17 protein-coding genes and 1 tRNA gene are annotated in these 17,985 nt (G+C 54.5%); 8 read left to right on the forward strand and 10 right to left on the reverse strand.

The window, feature by feature from the left end; genetic code table 11:
- Position 1: 1 nt before the first annotated feature.
- Together NZK35_RS00685 and NZK35_RS00690 are read right to left on the reverse strand one after the other, a co-directional pair.
- Positions 2-892 carry a DUF2924 domain-containing protein gene (locus tag NZK35_RS00685; protein WP_259630672.1) on the reverse strand — a complete coding sequence of 297 codons (891 nt, stop codon included), beginning with the start codon at positions 890-892 and terminating at the stop codon, positions 2-4.
- A 798-nt stretch (positions 893-1,690) separates the two neighbouring features.
- Positions 1,691-2,077 carry a hypothetical protein gene (locus NZK35_RS00690; RefSeq protein WP_259630673.1) on the reverse strand — a complete coding sequence of 129 codons (387 nt, stop codon included), beginning with the start codon at positions 2,075-2,077 and terminating at the stop codon, positions 1,691-1,693.
- A 186-nt stretch (positions 2,078-2,263) separates the two neighbouring features.
- On the opposite strand from NZK35_RS00690, the gene NZK35_RS00695 reads away from it, so the two are divergent.
- From NZK35_RS00695 to NZK35_RS00715, 5 genes are all read left to right on the forward strand, one after another.
- Positions 2,264-2,644, forward strand: a complete 381-nt coding sequence (locus tag NZK35_RS00695) for a BlaI/MecI/CopY family transcriptional regulator (RefSeq protein WP_259630674.1) — start codon at positions 2,264-2,266, stop codon at positions 2,642-2,644.
- 65 nt (positions 2,645-2,709) lie between these two features.
- Complete coding sequence (locus NZK35_RS00700) at positions 2,710-5,265, forward strand: M56 family metallopeptidase (RefSeq protein ID WP_259630675.1); 2,556 nt, start codon at positions 2,710-2,712, stop codon at positions 5,263-5,265.
- A 53-nt stretch (positions 5,266-5,318) separates the two neighbouring features.
- Complete coding sequence (locus NZK35_RS00705; protein WP_259630676.1) at positions 5,319-7,778, forward strand: DUF1549 and DUF1553 domain-containing protein; 2,460 nt, start codon at positions 5,319-5,321, stop codon at positions 7,776-7,778.
- Between the two features lie 33 nt (positions 7,779-7,811).
- The gene (locus NZK35_RS00710) at positions 7,812-9,080 is read left to right on the forward strand and encodes a DUF1501 domain-containing protein (RefSeq protein ID WP_259630677.1); all 1,269 of its coding nucleotides are present in this window, start codon (positions 7,812-7,814) and stop codon (positions 9,078-9,080) included.
- Between the two features lie 22 nt (positions 9,081-9,102).
- Positions 9,103-9,558, forward strand: coding sequence for a hypothetical protein (locus NZK35_RS00715; RefSeq protein WP_259630678.1), 456 nt, complete (start codon positions 9,103-9,105; stop codon positions 9,556-9,558).
- A gap of 234 nt (positions 9,559-9,792) precedes the next feature.
- Here the strand turns inward: NZK35_RS00715 and NZK35_RS00720 are convergent, their stop codons facing one another.
- A complete protein-coding gene (locus tag NZK35_RS00720; protein ID WP_259630679.1) occupies positions 9,793-10,086 on the reverse strand; it encodes a cyclic-phosphate processing receiver domain-containing protein in 294 nt (97 codons plus the stop codon).
- Positions 10,087-10,287: 201 nt separating this feature from the next.
- Between NZK35_RS00720 and NZK35_RS00725 the strand changes: the two genes are divergently transcribed.
- Positions 10,288-10,557 carry a type II toxin-antitoxin system TacA family antitoxin gene (locus NZK35_RS00725; protein WP_259630680.1) on the forward strand — a complete coding sequence of 90 codons (270 nt, stop codon included), beginning with the start codon at positions 10,288-10,290 and terminating at the stop codon, positions 10,555-10,557.
- Positions 10,554-11,078 (forward strand): GNAT family N-acetyltransferase, encoded by a 525-nt coding sequence (locus tag NZK35_RS00730; protein ID WP_259630681.1) that lies wholly within the window; start codon positions 10,554-10,556, stop codon positions 11,076-11,078. Before NZK35_RS00725 ends, NZK35_RS00730 begins: the two co-directional genes overlap by 4 nt.
- Before the next feature lie 198 nt (positions 11,079-11,276).
- Here NZK35_RS00730 and NZK35_RS00735 read toward each other — a convergent pair whose 3' ends face one another.
- Positions 11,277-12,008 carry a metallophosphoesterase family protein gene (locus tag NZK35_RS00735; protein WP_259630682.1) on the reverse strand — a complete coding sequence of 244 codons (732 nt, stop codon included), beginning with the start codon at positions 12,006-12,008 and terminating at the stop codon, positions 11,277-11,279.
- Positions 12,009-12,064: 56 nt separating this feature from the next.
- On the reverse strand, positions 12,065-13,513 hold the full coding sequence (locus NZK35_RS00740; protein WP_259630683.1) for a protein kinase domain-containing protein: 1,449 nt from the start codon (positions 13,511-13,513) through the stop codon (positions 12,065-12,067).
- Between the two features lie 98 nt (positions 13,514-13,611).
- Between NZK35_RS00740 and NZK35_RS00745 the strand changes: the two genes are divergently transcribed.
- Positions 13,612-13,866 carry an indolepyruvate ferredoxin oxidoreductase subunit alpha gene (locus NZK35_RS00745; protein ID WP_259630684.1) on the forward strand — a complete coding sequence of 85 codons (255 nt, stop codon included), beginning with the start codon at positions 13,612-13,614 and terminating at the stop codon, positions 13,864-13,866.
- Between the two features lie 339 nt (positions 13,867-14,205).
- Here NZK35_RS00745 and NZK35_RS00750 read toward each other — a convergent pair.
- From NZK35_RS00750 to NZK35_RS00770, 5 genes are all read right to left on the reverse strand, one after another.
- Positions 14,206-14,279: transfer RNA gene (locus tag NZK35_RS00750), tRNA-Met, on the reverse strand.
- Between the two features lie 361 nt (positions 14,280-14,640).
- Positions 14,641-14,943, reverse strand: a complete 303-nt coding sequence (locus NZK35_RS00755) for a P-II family nitrogen regulator (protein ID WP_259630685.1) — start codon at positions 14,941-14,943, stop codon at positions 14,641-14,643.
- Complete coding sequence (gene tgt / locus NZK35_RS00760; protein WP_259630686.1) at positions 14,940-16,052, reverse strand: tRNA guanosine(34) transglycosylase Tgt; 1,113 nt, start codon at positions 16,050-16,052, stop codon at positions 14,940-14,942. Before tgt ends, NZK35_RS00755 begins: the two co-directional genes overlap by 4 nt.
- A gap of 215 nt (positions 16,053-16,267) precedes the next feature.
- Positions 16,268-17,599, reverse strand: coding sequence for a tetratricopeptide repeat protein (locus NZK35_RS00765; protein WP_259630687.1), 1,332 nt, complete (start codon positions 17,597-17,599; stop codon positions 16,268-16,270).
- The gene (locus NZK35_RS00770; RefSeq protein WP_259630688.1) at positions 17,592-17,924 is read right to left on the reverse strand and encodes a hypothetical protein; all 333 of its coding nucleotides are present in this window, start codon (positions 17,922-17,924) and stop codon (positions 17,592-17,594) included. Before NZK35_RS00770 ends, NZK35_RS00765 begins: the two co-directional genes overlap by 8 nt.
- Between the last annotated feature and the right edge of the window lie 61 nt (positions 17,925-17,985).

Consider the following 17,985-nt stretch of genomic DNA (forward strand, 5'->3'; position numbering starts at 1 on the left):
ACTACTGCAAAGCTTGCGCAGCGATTCGCAAGGCCTGCGCCGACATCCATCGGCACCCCAGTCGTTCATCGTGTCGACGCGGGTTTCGCAGTTGCACGTTTCGCTCGGCTTGGCAAATCAAGCGATCATCTTTTTCAGTTCGTTGCCGGGGCCGGGCCGGTATGGATTCAGTCCTGCATTGAGCGTGGCCACGCTTGATGGCCGTTTGACAAACGTAGTGTCGGTACAACTTGCTCTTCTTTTTCGTCGGGCTGTGGGCCATCGCGTATCCACACGTTGGGCAATACAGCATTCCTTTCAGCAACGCGTTTTGTCGATTAATCAAACGCTTGCCGCTGCCCTGACCGTGTTCTTTGAGCATTTTTTGGACAGCGTCAAAAACATCGGGCTGGATGATCGGTTCGTGAACGTCGTCGTAGACGTTTTCCTTGTGACGAATTCTGCCGACGTACAAGACGTTGGTCAGAAGCGAATGCACCGAACACTTGTCGAACGGCCGACCGCCTTTATGGCGTCCCTTGCGAGTCAGCCAGGTTTTGTTCGCCCATCCGAGTTCTTCGAGTTTCTCAACTACCGGCAACAACGAACGCAGCTTCAAGTAGAAGTCAAATATCTCGGGAACTTTCGACTCTTCTTTTTTCTTGGATTTGCGTGACTTCAGCGGCGTCAATCGAATCAACGATTCGCCCGCCACGACGGTGGCTCGCAAGATTGCCTGTTCGCTCAATCCGCCTTCGTCGTCGGCTTGCAGTTTCCACGCGATGCGGCGATGAACGTACCTCCGATTTCGAGAGCGACATTTTTCGCCAAACAGCTTTTCGTACTTCGCCGCGAGTTGCCCGATCGTCAAATCGGACAGCTTCGCCACTTTCAATTTTGTTTCAGGACTCATTGGCAGCGTCCGACTTGTCGTTCTTCTCTGCGTCCGCTGCCGATTTCTGGTTGGCAACCTTCTCTGCATTTCGCCGGAACGCTTCGACGATTAGCTCCGCGATTTGTTTCCGTTGTTCTTCGCACAACGCCTGTGTCTCCCGTCTCGTGTCGAGACTCTCTAAACGGAGAGGCAGAGAACCGGGCGAGACACCGCCAAGCAGCATTTGACACGGCAAAAAACGCCGTAGAAACCAAAAAAAACCGGCGATCGTGTATTACACAATCGCCGGCCAATTCGTTTACCCGACAGTCAACCGAAGTTCGTTGAGAAATCTAGAGTTGAGCAACCCGGACTTGGATCCAACCGCTCTGGAGATACGGTCGATTTTTGCGGCATTGCTGTAAGTGATTGCCAGGAAACATGTTATGGCAAGGGCAGTTTCGAGAGGGTGCTCTGGGATCAACTAAGCCAGCCCGCTCCGGGGCGTCGGACGTCGGAATATGCGCTGTCTTCGGGTTATGAAGTAGAGATACTCGGCCCACCAACGCCGATCGTGCGTACCCGACGGAATGAACGGCGGTCGTCTGGCTTGTGAATGGAATTCCTCCAAATAGTCGACGGCGAAAACCCCTCACGGTATCGAATACCTTCACGTTTATCTTCAGTGAGTCACACCATGCCGCGAATGCGATATAGAAGTGCGATGCGATCACTACAGCATATATCGCAGCTTGGCGTAAGCAGCCTTCTCCTTCGCGTCTTCATCAACCGTTCTAACCAGTTCGCCAAAGCCGAACATGGTTTTTACGCGATGCGTCAGAAGTGCGCGATCGTAGGGGACGTCGCCTGAGGTCCAGTATGCTGGGCTATGGGGTGTAAGCCAACGTAATAACCGGCGATCAGAGACGCTCCAAGATGCCCAGCCATGGAACTCATGTGATGGGCACGTGCCAACGCGTTGAGCCCTTTTTCAAGGTAGGTAATGTTCAGTGAAGACGCCGTTTCGGTCAGCCCTTCATCAGCACCAGACGATTGAAACAGGACGCCGGAGATTCCCAGCCCTGAAGCAACACTTGTTGCGTATTTGACGAAATCCCTTCGGAGCATTCGAATCGGTTCGTTCATCGGATTCACTGGGTGAATTGGTTCGTCCACGCTGTTGCGGATTGACGAACGCGCGTTGAAGTCGGTGTGCGTGAACATTGTTTCTCTTGATTGTAGCGGCAATTCCACTCACAGCATGTCAGCAGACTCGCTCCCCTTTTCAATCGAGCCGCGTGAGCACGGGGATTGTTTGCTTTTCTGCATTGACGGACACTTGACCGGCAATTCTACAAGCTGTAGTATTACAGCTTGTAGAATCACGTACAATCTAAGCGAGGCATCATTGTGAAGCTTGCGGGACGACAACTGGCGGTCATGCGGCTGCTCTGGCGGCGGCGGGAAGCGACCGTGGCCGAGGTGCAACAGGCATTGGAGACAGATCCCCCACTTGCCTACTCGACGGTCGCTACCGTGTTATCGCGAATGGAACGCAAGGGGCTGATTACCCATCGCGTCGAGGATCGACAGTACTATTATCGAGCCGTCGTTTCGGAAGTCGGCGCAAACCAGTCGGTGGTCGGCGACCTAGTTGATCGAGTCTTTGGAGGAAGCCCTGCGGAATTGGTCAACCAACTCTTGGCCAGCGATCAAGTCGACGCGGACGAACTGGAACGAATCAAGCAGCTCGTCAACGAACATGCCAAACGAACAAAGAGGAAATCATGAGCATTCCGATTTGGTTCGTGATGGTGGTCTTCAGCTTTCTGCTCACCTACCTGATTCACTCGACATTGATCATCGGCGGCATTGCCTGGTCGGTTCGCAGGATACGAGGATTGCGAGTGCCGGCCTCACAAGTCTTAAGCTGGAAATTGGCGATCCTGCTGCCGCTTTTGACAACAACTGTTGTGACGTTAGCTCCATCGCTGCATCTGGGGTACCAGTACGCAGTGGGCGATTCAACACTGGGCGATTCGACAATGTCGAGCTTGGATATCGAAAAGAGACTCGCGCCCATTAAAACCACTGCCATCTCAGCAACCGATTCGACATTGCCGCACTCGGTCCCTGCAAGCGAATTCAATCACCATGCGAAGCGACTGAGCCCCGTCATGGACGACCGAAGCGTCGCCCCCATGCTCCCTCGGTTCAACTGGCAAACGCTGTCTCTAGCGATTACCGGTCTTTGGTCGGTAACCGTCGTGGTTTGCCTAGTGCGGCTCGCTATCCAGATCAAGCGACTGCGCACTCTCCGAATGAATTCCGTCCCCATTGAGTCGGCCGAGGTTCAGCGTGGGCTTATGCGAATCGCACAAAAGATGCGAATTCGGCAACCGGTTGACTTATTGGAAACAGCGAATGTCGACGGAGCCTTGACTGCTGGGATAAGGCGTCCCTTCATTTTGGTGCAAGCACAGAAGGTGGGCGACGCAAATGGCAGCCGATTGAACTCGGAATGGGACGCCCTACTCGCCCACGAATTTGCTCACATTGCAAATCGCGATGCGAAATGGAATCTTTTCGCGCGATTGGTTCAGTGTCTGTTCCCATTTCAGCTACTAAATCGTTTTGCCAGTCGGCAACTGCGAATCGCCATGGACTTCGCTGCGGATGATTCGGCTTCGCGAGTTCTTGGTGACCAACAGGGACTGATCCATTGTTTGATCCGGATGGGAGATCAAATCATTGATCAGCAAATGCATCGCTTGAAGCAATCGGGACTCGTTGCCGGAGTCGCGGCATTTCGTTCAACGCTCGGGCAGCGCGTTGAAAGGCTTCTCAGCCAAAACACTTTCAGCACAGAAGTTGCGCCGGCCACCCGGTTCAAATTGCTAACGTGTTTAACCCTACTCGCCTTAGCAGTCACAGCGCTCGTTCCACAGGCTGTTGCCGAGCGAAAACTTAACACCCCACGATATCAAACTCTTTCAAGTCAAGGAAACACGATGAAATCACAGCTTTCCGCTTTGGCAGTTCTGATCGGTTTGTCCGCACCGCTTGTCGCGGACGAGCCACAGAGCCAAAACCCCGTCCAACAGTTGGCAGAACTCAAGTCAACGCCCGACGAATTGCCAGCAGGAATCAAACGATTTAATGGCATGTTAGTCGGTCGTCTTGCTGCTAAGGATGTCGAGAAGGGGGCCTTTGTCGTCGTTGTGGATGCCATCCCGCGCGTTTGGAAAAATAGCCAAGCAGAGAACCCGAAATCCATTGTGGGTAAGTCGGTCGAGATCAAAGGAGTCTTTGGGAAGTTTCTAGACGTACTCGTAACCACACGTCCAGGCGAGACGGTTGAGTTCGAGTGCAAGCACGATGGGGATGCATTGGTCTTTCCAGGAGAACTGCTCAGGAAAGTCGCTCCCTATAAGGCGGAGGACTATCCCGTCTTGCCGGAAGCGTTTCGTGGCTTCCGAGGAGCGGTCGTCGCCGAAGTGAAAAAGAAAGATCCGGAAACTTTTGAACTGATCATCGCAGTCAAGAAAATCGCAGACGTTTGGAAGGGGAACGAAGCCAAGCAACCCGAAAGCATCGTCGGCAAAGAAATGATGCTGGCTGGTTTCTGGAACCGCAAAGAGGCTTACCACAAGCTGAACGTCGGTGATCAGATCGAAATCGGCATGCAGCATATCGGACGCCAAAGTGATCATCTGACGGTCGCGGAATTTGTGCGCCAGAGTGATCGAGCGCAGATGGAGAACATGCGTCAAGAGAGCCCCGTCGTCGGTCGATCGGATAATCCTATACAAGGTTTTCGCGGGATGATCGTGGGGCGATTGGTGAAGAAGGATGTTGAGCGGGGAACGTTTACGGTCACGGTGGATGCCGTCCCACGTGTCTGGCAAAACAATCAGTCACGTTCACCGAAATCGTTACTCGGAAACAACGTAAACGCCGAAGGTGTTCCCCCCGGCCTCCTGGACGCTCTGGTCGTCACGCGAATCGGTGAGACGATCCAATTCGGGGCGTTGCACGACGGTGGAGAGAATTTGCGAGTTGGCGAGGTGCTTCGCAAGGTTGCTCCCGTCGAAGCGGGCGACTACCCAGAACTGCCCGACGATTTCCGTGGCTTTAGCGGAATCTTGCAAGCGAAGGTCGTCAAGAAAGACGAGCAGTTGTGGGAACTGACCGCTGAAGTGACCGACGTTGTCAAAGCCTTCGAGAAGGATCGCTCGCGAATCGCCAAAAGCATTATTGGAAAGCAAGTGATGCTCAGCGGCTTCTGGAACAAGAAAGACGCCTACCACGGGATCACGGTTGGCGACCACATCGAGCTAGGCGTCGAGCATCCTCAACGACTCGGTGACCAGTTGAGCGTCATTGAAGGTGTCCGCAAGCTCGACAAGTGAATTCGCCTGGGATTTGATTCGTTCGCGCTGAGAACGCTTAAGGGAGAATGTATATGCTTCGATCCGTCGCCAAATCGCGAGTCTTCTATTGGCGTTTTCAGCTCTTCGCAAGCTTCGTTTTCGCACTCTGCACATTCAACATCTGCGGGACATTTTCCTGGGGTGACGAGACTCGGCCGCCCGCCAACCAGCGATATCAAACAAAGACGACAACAGAAGTTCCAGACTTCCAGCGTCATGTTGTTCCGCTTTTGGGGCGATTGGGATGCAATAGTCGTAACTGCCATGGATCCTTTCAGGGGCGTGGTGACTTTCGTCTCTCATTGTTCGGCTACGACTTCGCCATGGACCACGAGGGACTGGTCGGAGAAGCTGCCTCTACAGACGGTCGGCGGATCGATCGCGGGGCTCCAGCGAATAGTCTGATCCTGAAGAAACCGACGCTCGCGGTTGATCATGAGGGTGGCGAACGATTCACCGCTGACTCATGGGAGCACGAGTTACTTCGCCGCTGGATCCAAGCGGGCGCACCGAAGCCTGCCGCGTCTCAGGAACTCGAGCGGATTGAGTTGATCCCGAGCGAAATTCTGTTCCAGCACGAGAATGACACCGCCGGTTTGCAAGTGATCGCGACTTGGAAAAACGGCGATCAAGAAGATGTTACGCCGCTCTGCCGCTTTCGCACCAACGACGATTCGGTTGCGACCGTCTCGCGGGATGGAATCGTGAGCTCCACCGGATCGGGCGATACGCACATTATCGCGTTTTATGATAACGGAATCGCTTCGGTACCGGTGATTCGTCCTCTGTCGTCCACGGAACACCAGCCGATCAAAATCGATTCGCCGATGTCACCCATCGATCGGTTTATCGCGACCAAGCTGAACAAGCTGCGCATCACACCTTCGGCACAATGCAGTGACACTGAATTCCTCCGTCGCGTCAGCATCGATCTGACCGGAACGCTCCCTCCACCTCAGGAAGTTCGTGAGTTTCTTAGCGATCCGCGACAAGACAAAAGGGCTCGCAAAATCGATGAACTCTTAACCCGGCCTGCGTACGCAGCTTGGTGGACGAACAAGCTCTGCGATTACACCGGTTGTAACCCGCAACAGCAAGCCGAACTGGGGCAAGAACTTTCCGTTCAGTGGTACATGTGGATTTTTGCTCGCCTGGAAGAAAATGTCCCTTATGACGAATTGGTAATAAGGATCGTTTTGGCCCAAGGTCGGCATCCTCACCAATCTTACGAAGACTACGCCAAGGAAACGTCGGCTTATTTCGAGAATGATTCAAAGTCAGACTTTGCCGACCGGGAGACGATGCCTCACTACTGGACCCGTCGAAGCATGCAGGAACCCGAACGGGCCGCCGAAGCATTTGCTCACAACTTTCTGGGTGTTCGTCTGCAGTGTGCCCAATGCCACAAGCACCCGTTCGCCCAGTGGACGCAAGAGGATTATCGGGACTTCAGTCGGTTCTTTGAAACGGTGAAATTCGGTGTCCCTTCGAGCGATCTTGAGATCTACCGCGAAATGGCGAAGCGCGTCGGAGTGAATATGCGTGGTGATGACGGAGCACCAATTGGCAATGATGCGTTGAGAAGGCTTGCCAGTGGCACGGTTTATCCATGGCGGGAACTCTATATCAAACCGCGTGACCGAGTCGAGCAAGTCAATCTCTTGCGGAGTGGCAGCGTCACGCTAGAAGGCCAGGCGGATCCTCGGCAGCCGATCATGGCATGGATGAGCCAACCCGAGAATCCATGGTTCGCAAAGGCGTTCGTCAATCGCGTGTGGGCGTCGTATTTCCACAAAGGAATCGTAGACCCGCCCGATGACCTGAACCCCGCCAACCCACCCTCGCATCCTCTGTTACTCGACTGGCTGGCAGCAAGTTTTGTCGAAAACGGATACGAAATGAAATGGTTGCACCGGGAAATTGTTTCCAGCCAAGCGTATCAACGAAGCTGCAAGCCAACAGACAATACTCACAGCGACAATAAAAACTTTAGCCGAGCCGTTCCGAGAAGAATGCCAGCGGAAGTGGTTTACGACAGTGTGAAGCAAGTGGTCGCTGGCAGTGACCAGACAGATGAAGTGCGAACCGATCTCACACGGCGGGCTTCTGGCCATCTGTCGATGCGATTAGCGGGAACCTACGCGATGCAGATTTTCGGAAAGCCGGAGCGAGCAGTGAACTGCGACTGCGAAAGGAACGATCATCCCACCTTACTTCAATCGGTATTCCTTCAAAACGACCCGATCATTGAGCAACGACTGGAAAACAGCGGATGGTTGGCGGAAATCGCAGCCGCCGAATCTACCGATTCGATGCCGCCACTGATCGAGCTGATTGAAGAAGCTTGGTTGCGATCACTTTGCCGCATGCCGACCCAGGCTGAGATTCAGCGAAGTCTTGCGCATCTCAACAGCGCGGAATCGACGAGCAGCGGAATGCAAGATTTGTTGTGGGCGCTATTGAATACCAAAGAGTTCCTGCTGATCAAGTAGCGTTCAAGAAACCAATCACACAAGGAGTTTACGATGTTTGCTACACGCCGCCAGTTTCTGCAGGTGGGCTCGATCGGAACGAGCTTGACGCTTAGCGATTACCTTCGCTTCGCCAACGCTCAAGATCAGGTCGATCCAGGCCGTTCGGCGGTTCTGGTGTTCTTAGGCGGCGGACCTTCGCATCAAGACACGTTCGATATGAAGCCCAACGCTCCGGTTGAGTATCGCGGGCAATTCCAGCCGATTCGAACCTCGGTGCCCGGAGTCGAGATTTGTGAACATCTCCCCAAACTCGCTCGTCGCGCCGATCGCTACGCAATCATTCGTGGAATTTCGCACAGCCTAGCCGACCACGGTTTGGGAACACGCTATCTGATGACCGGCAACTTGCCGACGCCGGTGGTTGATTACCCGATGTACGGTTCGGTCGTCAGCAAAGAATTTCCCGCCGCTGCCGATCTGCCTTCCTTTGTTTCCATCGAACGCCCTGTTGAAGGTCCGGGTTACTTGGGTGCCGAGTATGGTCCGCTCTCCACGGGCGAAAAACCTCGTTTCGGTCAGCCCTTTCGCGTTCGAGGAATCACACTCGATGGAACGATGACGCTGGATCGATATCGCAAGCGGCGAAAGCTGGTTGACGATATTGATACGGCGTTTGCAGAGTTTGAGAACCTGGATGATTCGGTCCGTAGTCTCGATCGTTTTTCACAGCAGGCTTTTCAAATAATCAGCTCATCCAAAGCCCGTTCCGCTTTTGATTTAACGCTCGAGAACGATCGCGAAGTGGAGCGATTTGGCCGTCACGATTTTGGACAAAGTCTGTTGCTGACGACCCGCTTGATTGAAGCCGGAGTTCGTTTTGTTACTGTTCTCCTGGAAGGTTGGGATACACATCAAGATAACTTCAATCAGTTAGGACGCCAGCTACTACCCGACCTGGACCAGTCGCTGTCGGCGATGCTTGATCGCTTCGGTGAACAAGGCAGGCTCGATTCGACAGCGATCTTGGTGACCGGCGAATTCGGCAGAACGCCCAAAGTGAATAACAATGCGGGACGCGATCACTGGTCGAGGGCCATGTGCTCTCTGATGGCCGGCGGCGATGTTCGCACAGGACAATTCATTGGTGAAACCGACGACAAGGCTGCCGGTCCCAAAGGCAACGGTTTTACACCGGACGACCTAGCCGCCTCGTTCTTTCGAAACATCGGAATCGACCCCAAAACAGAATATAGCGCAAACGTCGGACGGCCGATCACGCTGATCCGGGATGGATCGACGATTCCCGGGCTGTTCACTTAGAAAGCAAAATGTTGAGTTAACCATGACAAAGACTCATGTAGCGATTGTATTCGCTTGTTTGACCTGCTTCTCGGCGCGAGCAGACGATCAGGCCCGGTGGATTGACAATTTGGTAATTTCTACCAAGCCCATCGGTCCGGTGGTCTGCTCCACCAATCCCACGATTTTGAAAACAAGTTACATCGGCCCCGGGTACCAGCATTCATGGCAGGCCGAGATTGCGGAGAAAGATTCAATGGGGGCCGCGGTTGGGGATCCGGTCTGGAGATCCTTGATGCAGGCTGATTCAAACCAAGTCACCATCAACTTGGAAAATGGTGAATTCCTTGGCCGTTTATCACAATCATCGTCACTCGCTAACGACACCTCCTATCTCATTCGAGTGCGGCAACGAAGTAGCAATGGCCAATGGTCTCTATGGAGTGACTGGCATCAGCCCTTCCAAACAAAAACGGCGAATGAGGAATCTTCAGAGTAGCGCTTTCAACAGCGACTGACTTGCTGAAATGGTTGGTTTCCTCGGGTGAGTTTCCTTCTCTGGGCTAACATCGGTAATCGACTTCGTTGAAAAGTCCTTCAACTGATACTTGAGTTCCGCGGTTCGCTCGTCGTTCGTTTCGTCATCCATCATGGAAATCCTGCACTTGGCCAAAAGAGATTGCTGCCATTACGAACCCGATACTATGACAAAGGTTCGCAGAACTCGTCCGGCCTATCGTTTGGCAAGTCGCTCGATCGAACGGATCCCCAGTTCCATCTTCGTTCGAGCCGAAATATTTGCCGAATGAACGCGCATCTCCGGCGGAACAAAGCCGGCCGTGACGACCTGTTCCTCGATCCACTTCACCACGTCGTCGCCCGTCCCACGATCGTCGTCGCCCAGATCGTGATCGAGGCTGATGACCTCGACCATCCCCGTTCGAAGTAGCTCGATCGCGTCCTCGGGCCAGTACACACGATGCCAGCCCTCCGGCGTTGCCCGTTCGTCATCGAGGTAGACTTTCACGATGGTTTCTCTCGTTTGTCGACTTGGCGTGACAACGAATTCTTGTGGTAGCGGCGTCCTCGCGGTCCGGCGTTATCCAGATCGACTCAGGCCAAAGACAAGCCACCAGGGTCAAAAGTTCGCAGCCGAACAAGTGTTGTCTTGTATTGCGGATCGCAGTACAATTGAAGTTAACCAAATCTCTAAGCCACGAGAAGAACCATGCAAAAGAACAACTCGCTAATGGTGCGTCTTGATGACGAATCCAAGGCTCTACTGGCTTCTGCGGCAGAACTCCGCAAGATCAGCGTAAGCGATTACGTTCGCTCGATCGTCGTCGGCCAAGCTCGACGTGAGTTGGCCGCAGCGGGTACGAACGTGATCTCGATGACTCCCGAAGAGCAACTCGAGTTTTGGCAAGCACTGTCGAAACCGCCCAAGCTGACCAAAGCGCAGAAGCAATTAGGCAAAGTCATGCGAGGGGAGGCGTGAGCGGACCGCGTTTTCCTGAAGGATGGTCCATCGAGGTTCTCGAAAAGTCGCATCCGCGAGCAAAGTTTCAGTCAGGCAATGGTGAAGTTGACGATTGGCTGAAGAAGTCAGCATTGCAGAGCCAAAAGAAGCATCTGACGACCTCAAAAGTGCTGCTGGATGAGACTGGCAACATCGCGGGTTACTACAGCCTCGCTTTCTCGCAGATCGACTTCTCCGACTTACCAGCAGAGCTCGCAAAAAAGCTTCCCCGTCGCCAATTGCCGGTGAGTGTTTTAGCTTGGTTGGGAGTTGATCGATCGTATCAGGGCCGTGGCATTGGCGGGCGGTTGCTCGCCACAGCACTCGTCGACTGCTACCAAGCGAGCCAAACGTTTGCCTTCATTGCCGTGATTCTTGATTGCGTGGACGAGCAAGCCAAACGTTTTTACGGGCAGTTCGATTTTGAGCAGCTGCCGGGCTACCGCATGCGTTTGTACTTGCCATTCAAATCACTCGAGGCTCTCGCAACGGGCAAGTAGCATGGATTGTTTCGACTACTACCAACTCCAGCAATTTCGCCACTTTCCGCACCTGCACCACAGGCTGGATATAGTCCAACGCCATATAACCCTTTCTCCTAAAACCAATCTCTAGCGAACCGAACGAAACGGCGATCGCCCTCAGGGTTATGTAGGAGAGAACTCGGTAGGGTTAACCAAATTCTCGCGACGAGAGTCTCATCGGCCTTGCGAAAGCCGGTCTGCGTGAATGTCACGGATTAAAGGATTTGCTCGAATCTTATCTGCGGTGAGTTGGTGGTCGTAGTCGACTCGAACAAATCGAAATTGATGGTCGCGAAGAACAACGAACGACGCCCTTGGATCGCTGTCCCGAGGCTGACCAACCGAACCAACGCTACAAATGCATGGACCTTCTGGCGTGAACCAGTCGTCACCAACCTCGACATAGCTCTCGTACTTCCACTCGGATGTTTTGACATGCACGCCAGCTAAATGGCTATGACCGCAGAAGGCAAGCGACGCCGATTGTTTGATGATGCGATCAAGCTTCTTCGGAGCAAATACATCTTCTGGGAAAATCCAGTCGCTGAAATCACGCGGCATGGCGTGGAAAAGGGCGATGTTCCCGATGATTTTTGCAAGGCAACCTGATTTGATGATCTGCTGTGCAGATTGATCGCCTGCGATCTCATCGCGAACCCAACGCAATTGTTCGAGAAGGAGCGGTGACCAACACGGATCGTCCGTCGATATCGCGGCAGCATCCCAGTCACCGGTGACGATGCATTCACAGTCTTTCAGCAATTGGATGCACTCGACTGGGTTTGGACCGTAACCAACGATGTCCCCCAAACACACGATCCGTTCAATGCCCAGCGACTCAATCGCGTCCAGCACCGCCGTCAGCGCTTCTAGGTTGCCATGAACGTCGCTTATGATCGCTTGCATCAAATATCTCGGATTGGCTCGGAATGTGACGCTGTCCAAGATAGCGAGACCAATCACTAGGCCTCCAACGTCGTCGGCGACAACACTCGAATGATATCGGTTAGGCCCATTGATCGGTCGGCGGGTGACTTGCGAAGCGTGGCAACGAGGATATTGCGAAATGCCTGAGGAATAGCATCGAAGGTTGATGCTCTAAAATCCCGATGCGAGATCGTTTGCGAAAGCGACTCGTCGAAATCTTGGCCCGCATTGGGCGGTCGCCCGAACAGCAGCCAGTGGACCAACCCGCCTCTGGCGTAGATGTCTGTTTTGAAGCTGATGGAACCGAAAGCCGGGTCAATTTGCTCGGGTGCTGCGAATCCAAGCGTTCCACCGAGGACGGGCAAAGCCGATCTAGTTGAAGCCTGTGAGAATCCAAAGTCGGTGATTGTGATTCGATCTTGAGCATCGACGAGTAAGTTGCTCGGCGTCAGGTCGCCGTGGATCAGTCCGACTTGATCCACTGCTTGTATCGCCTCGCATATTTGCACGAGCCACTTGATCCATTGTTGCTCTTTTGCGTCAGAGGCATTTTGAAGTGACTGCCCATCAATCCACTTGCTGATAACGTACGGACCACCGTGTGGGGATTCGCCATATCCGAGGTAGCGAATGACACCGGGATGACTAATCTGCGACGCGATATCAATCTCGCGCTGGAACGACTGACGAGCGTCTTCGATTTGCCAGAACGCTTTGCGAAGAAATTTGACAGCTACGGTTCGGCCGTCGGATTGCATCCTGGCGAGATAGACTTTGCCAAATCCGCCGCTACCAATCAGCTTGCCAAGTACAAACTTGTTGTAGTTTACGCGAGGCAACACCGGCGGGCTGTCTGCCGCGAGTGCGGACACTTCGACGGTTGCGGATTTCGGAGCGAGTAGTTTGCGAACTCGCGACAGGCGACGACGCACGGTTCGTTCGTCGATCCCTAGCGACTCGGCTAGCTCTCGCTGCGTCTGGCCCATTAGCAAACCCTCGACGATCGCAAACAGATCGTCGGTCAGTTCTGTCTTCAACGTAGCGAGAAAAGTGTCCGCGTCGTCTTCGGCGTAGGAGCCTTCAACGATCGCAATCTCACTATTGAGTGGGAGTCTATTCTGGCCGCTGCCGCGTTTGATGGCCGACTGACGCTCAATTGATCGAGCCATCTTGCGGCGGGCGAATGTCGCTAGCAGTCGCCACAGCGAAACACTGGCACTGACTTGAATGCGACTGTGCCTCGCGGCTTCAAAGAAGCTTCCCATTGCCGACTGAACGACTTCACTCGGATCGATCGAAGACTGGTAGCGACAATTCAGTCGGCTGGCGACCAGAGCCACCAAGCGTATCGCGTAGCGGTCGAATAGGACTTTGGCGGCTCGCTCGTCGCCTGATTTCCACTCGCGCAGCAGCCAACCATCCGGACGATCCGTGATCGACTCGGAAAATTCAGACTCTTTTTCGTGGCTGGTGTCCGGTTCCAAACTCGCTTTCTCACTTCCTGGATGACACGGGGCTTCGCCACCGTGACGAAAAATTTTTTCAACGGTGGTGACACCGTTCTACTTTAGGAGACACGAAAATGACGATGGTGGTTACACAGCCCTGCATTGGGTGCAAAGACAAAGCGTGCTTACCGGTTTGCCCGGTCGAGTGCTTTCACGAAGACGAATCCATGGTCTACATCGACCCCGACGAATGCATCGACTGCGGAGCCTGCGTGCCTGAATGCCCAACCGAAGCGATTTTCTACGAAGACGATGTGCCGGACCAATGGAAAGGATTCGTCGAGATCAACGCTAAGAAGTCACAGGAATGCCCGTCGGCACATGAGTAATTGTTTCTGTCCGAACAAGAGCCGTATCGAAGATCTAGATTGCAGCCGGGAACGTTGACCACTTTTTTCCGATAGCACTCCGAGACTTCATAACCTTGAGGTCAAATAGTACAGAGACAAGAGAGACCTTTGGCCGAGATCGCCCCAGAGACCGTTTCGCCGCCGGCCGGATAGTACTTTTCCAGAGACACTCGGAGAGATCTCTCGCCGGCCAGCGTTGACGTAAGTCCTTACCAGGACTGCGGTAAAACACGAAAAAAGCCGGCGTCAGTCCATGGGACCAACGTCGGCTTGTTCGATAACCCGACGGTCGGAGTAAACCGAAGGGTCTAATTGAAGTTGCGGGAGCCGGATTCGAACCGACGACCTCGAGGTTATGAGCCTCGCGAGCTACCGGGCTGCTCCATCCCGCACCGAAGTTATCGTCGATCGCTTCTCTCGCGCCTAGCCGTTTCGATTCGAAACTCAAAAATTCTTGAAGATGAAATCGTTACCGCCGGAACTCCGCACGGCGCAAACGTTGGTCGCGCGAACAGACACGACGTGAGAAGGCGTCGGCGATGATGAATCGTCCACACGCCGCTCGCTCGTATGTTGAAAACACCAGGCCGAATGACGTCACCGCGAACGCGTCGCACATCAGGAGCGGCATTTGATGATTCGCGGTTGGCCTGAAAGTCGAACGGGCGTGGATGCGTTGCGTTTCGACCTCCCCTCGCTTCGCTCGACTCTCCTGCCAGGAGGGTGACGAAGTAGGCAGACTCGCGAAAGCGTTTACTGAAAGACTTCGACGGGCAACGTGAAAACTTTTCCGTCACCGATCCGTCCGCTCCGCGCCGCCGCAACCACTTTTTCTAACGTCTCTTCGTAACGCGAGTCGTCGACCCACATCGTGATCTCGACTTTCGGCAAAAACGCTTCGGAAAATTCCGTCTCTTGATACTCGTCCAGGTAGCTCTTCTGACGACCGTACCCTTTGACTTCGCTGACCGTGAGCGCTTCCAAGGGGGCTCGTTTGAGGGTCTCCAAAACCCGTTCGGCCAAATGGGGGCGAACGACGGCGATGATCTGTCTCACGTGATTCCCCATTGGCTTTTTTTCGTCGCGATGTATTCCACGAGTGTACCCGCTCGGATCGCGTCCCGCGCACCCCGCATCACTTTCTGGTAATACGTCAAATTGTGCAACGATAATAGTGTCGGGCCTAACATTTCACCGGCAATGAAAAGATGCCGCAAGTAGCCGCGACTGTGACGCGTGCATGTCAGGCAGTCGCACGATTTGTCTAACGGCGACGTGTCGATTTTGTGCTTCGCGTTTCGAATTTTGATCGGTCCGGTGTCGGTGAAGGCGAACCCGTTGCGGCCGTTGCGTGTCGGCATCACGCAATCGAACAGGTCGATCCCCCGAACGATGCTTTCCAACAGGTCGATCGGGCGACCGACACCCATCAAGTAGCGGGGTTTTTCGGCCGGCAACTCCGGCGTGGTCGCCGCGGTGATGCGATACATCTCCTCGGGGGTCTCGCCGACGCTGAGTCCTCCGACCGCGTAGCCTTCAAAATTCATTGACGACAACTCACGGGCGCACTGCACACGCAGTTCGACATCCAGACCGCCTTGGACGATCGCAAATTTCGCCTGGTCGGAGCGGCTGGCGTATTCCAGACAACGTTTGGCCCAACGAATTGATCGTTCCATCGCCTGCTGCACGTCGTCTCGCTCGGCCGGCAGTGCGACGACGTGGTCCAACACCATCGCGACGTCACTACCGAGCGATTCTTGAATTTCGATCGAATGTTCGGGCGTCAGATCGATCAACGCCCCGTCGATGTGGCTGCGAAAGATGACGCTATGCTCGGAAATCTTGTTGATGCCTTTCAAGCTGAAGACTTGGAACCCGCCGCTATCGGTCAGGATCGGGCCATCCCATCCCGACATGGCGTGCAACCCACCGAGGGCGCGAACGGTTTCATGCCCGGGCCGCAGCCCCAGATGATAGGTATTGCCGAGAATCATGTGTGCCCCGGTGGACGCGACATGGTCGATCGTCAGCCCCTTGACGGTCCCCTGCGTCCCGACCGGCATAAACCCCGGCGTCTCCACTGGCCCGTGGGGCGTGGTGAACGTCCCGCGACGTGCACCGGTTGCCGTGTCGGTGTGGTGGAGCTGGAAGCGGAAGGTCATGCGCAAGCGGGCTCGGTCAAGAATTCCCGATCCGAGATCTCAAATTTGAAAGGTCGAATCAATGAGAGAAAGGTCAGCCAGACGCGTTGGCGAGTGGCGCCGCGTGACGCCTTGCTGTTGCATGCGGGGTGAAGTCAACCGGCTGGCTCACGAGGCGGAGCCTCCGGGCAGTGCGTTCCCAGGCGGGAGCCTGGGAACGAGGAGGGTGATGCGAATCAATCGCCGCGCAGTTTCAACCCCAGGTCGGTCAGTTTCTCGCGGACTTCGGTCAGGCTGGTGACGCCGAAGTTCTTGCACTCGAGCAACTCGTCGCCGGTCTTGCGGAGCAATTCGCCGATCGAGTTGAGTTGCAATCGCGCCATGCACTTGCGCGCCCGGACGGAGAGGTTCAGATCGGAGATCGGTCGCTCCAGCATGGCTTGTTCGTCGGGCGACAAGTGGCTGGTATCGACCGGCGGCTCGGGAGCTTTTTTCTCGTGTGCAAATTGTCCGAGCTTGAGTCCCTTGCTGACCAACATCTCTCGGATTTCGATCAGGCTGGTTTCGCCAAAGTTCTTACTGGACAGCAGTTCGGACTCGCTGGTGCGGGTCAAATCGCCGATCGTTTCGATGCCCATCTTGGACAGACAGTTGCGGCTTCGAACGCTCAATTCGAAATTGGCGACCGGCATGTTCAGCGTTTGGGCCAAGCGATCGTTGCGACGCTGCATTTCTTCGTCGTACAGCATGTTGCCGTTGGCCGACGCGTCCTTCATGTACAGCCGGGTGCGTTCGTCATCGGGGTGCGCGTCCAAGATTCGCTTGTAGCACATCTGCGCCTTGTCGAACTCGTTGCGATCTTCATAGATCAGTCCGAGGTTGATCAGGGCACCGACACCGGTCGGGAAGGCTTTGGCCGCACGTTCGTATAAACGCAGCGCTTCTTCGTCGTTGCCCATGCGGTCATTTTCCCAGGCCAACCCGAACAGGGCACCGGCGTGGTTTTCGTCGGTCTGGACGGCGCGTTGGTACAGCGTGATCGCTTCGTCGCGACGTCCACCGACACCGGCAACGGTTGCGGCGCGTTGGTACATGTATTCGGCGGTCTGTTCGGCGGGGCCGAAGATGTCGTCGAGCAGCAACATCGCTTTTTCGATGCGACCGCTGTAACGATGCGATTCGGCGATAAAAATCTTGCACTGATCTTCGTTGTAGCCGGCCCGTTGGGCTTGTTCGTAGGTCTCGATCGCGGCATCGAAATCCTTCAGCTCGAACAGCGAGCGGGCGCAGTAGAACAGCGCCGTCGCGCTGCCATCGGCGGCGCGAAGCGTTTTCAAGGCTTCGGCGAAATGGCCCAGTAAGAACTGGCAGACCCCCATCTTTGTCTTGCCGGCCGGCGTCAGAGCCGGATCATCTTCCATTTCATTGACCGCGTCTCGAAGCTCGGCGAAATGGCCGTAGTTTTCCGCGATCATTTGCCGAATCTCGGCGACATCATTCGGTCCGAACGAATTGTTCGACAGAATGAGTTCTTTCAAGTCGACGACGTCCAGTTCGACTTCATTCATCGAGTTCAGTTCTCCTGCTCGCGGCTGCGAGCGATTGTTGTGTTGGTCCGTCGGTCCAGAAACGATTGCTGCCGCAACAGCCTCGCGTGCGAGCTGTCTGGCCGACTTTTTTGGCCCGGGCGGCGACGGGAGCTCGCCCAGCATTAAAATTTTTAGCGAAAAAAATATTTTTTGTCGAGTCGTGGCACGCCGATCGCTCTAGAAAAAGCCCACCAGAACGACGTTTTTTAACCATTAACCGGAAAAAGATCGAAAAAACTTGGCAGACTTCGCTTGGATTTGGAGATTTTTGCACGACTTTTCCGGCGATCGGTGCGGCGTGCATTCGGTCAACCGGGGCCAGATGACGTCGTCAGGATGTTTAAACGCAATACCGCTAAGTTAAC

Origin of the sequence: Stieleria sedimenti, assembly GCF_025060895.1 — a bacterium.
GTDB classification, from domain to species: Bacteria; Planctomycetota; Planctomycetia; order Pirellulales; family Pirellulaceae; genus Stieleria; species Stieleria sedimenti.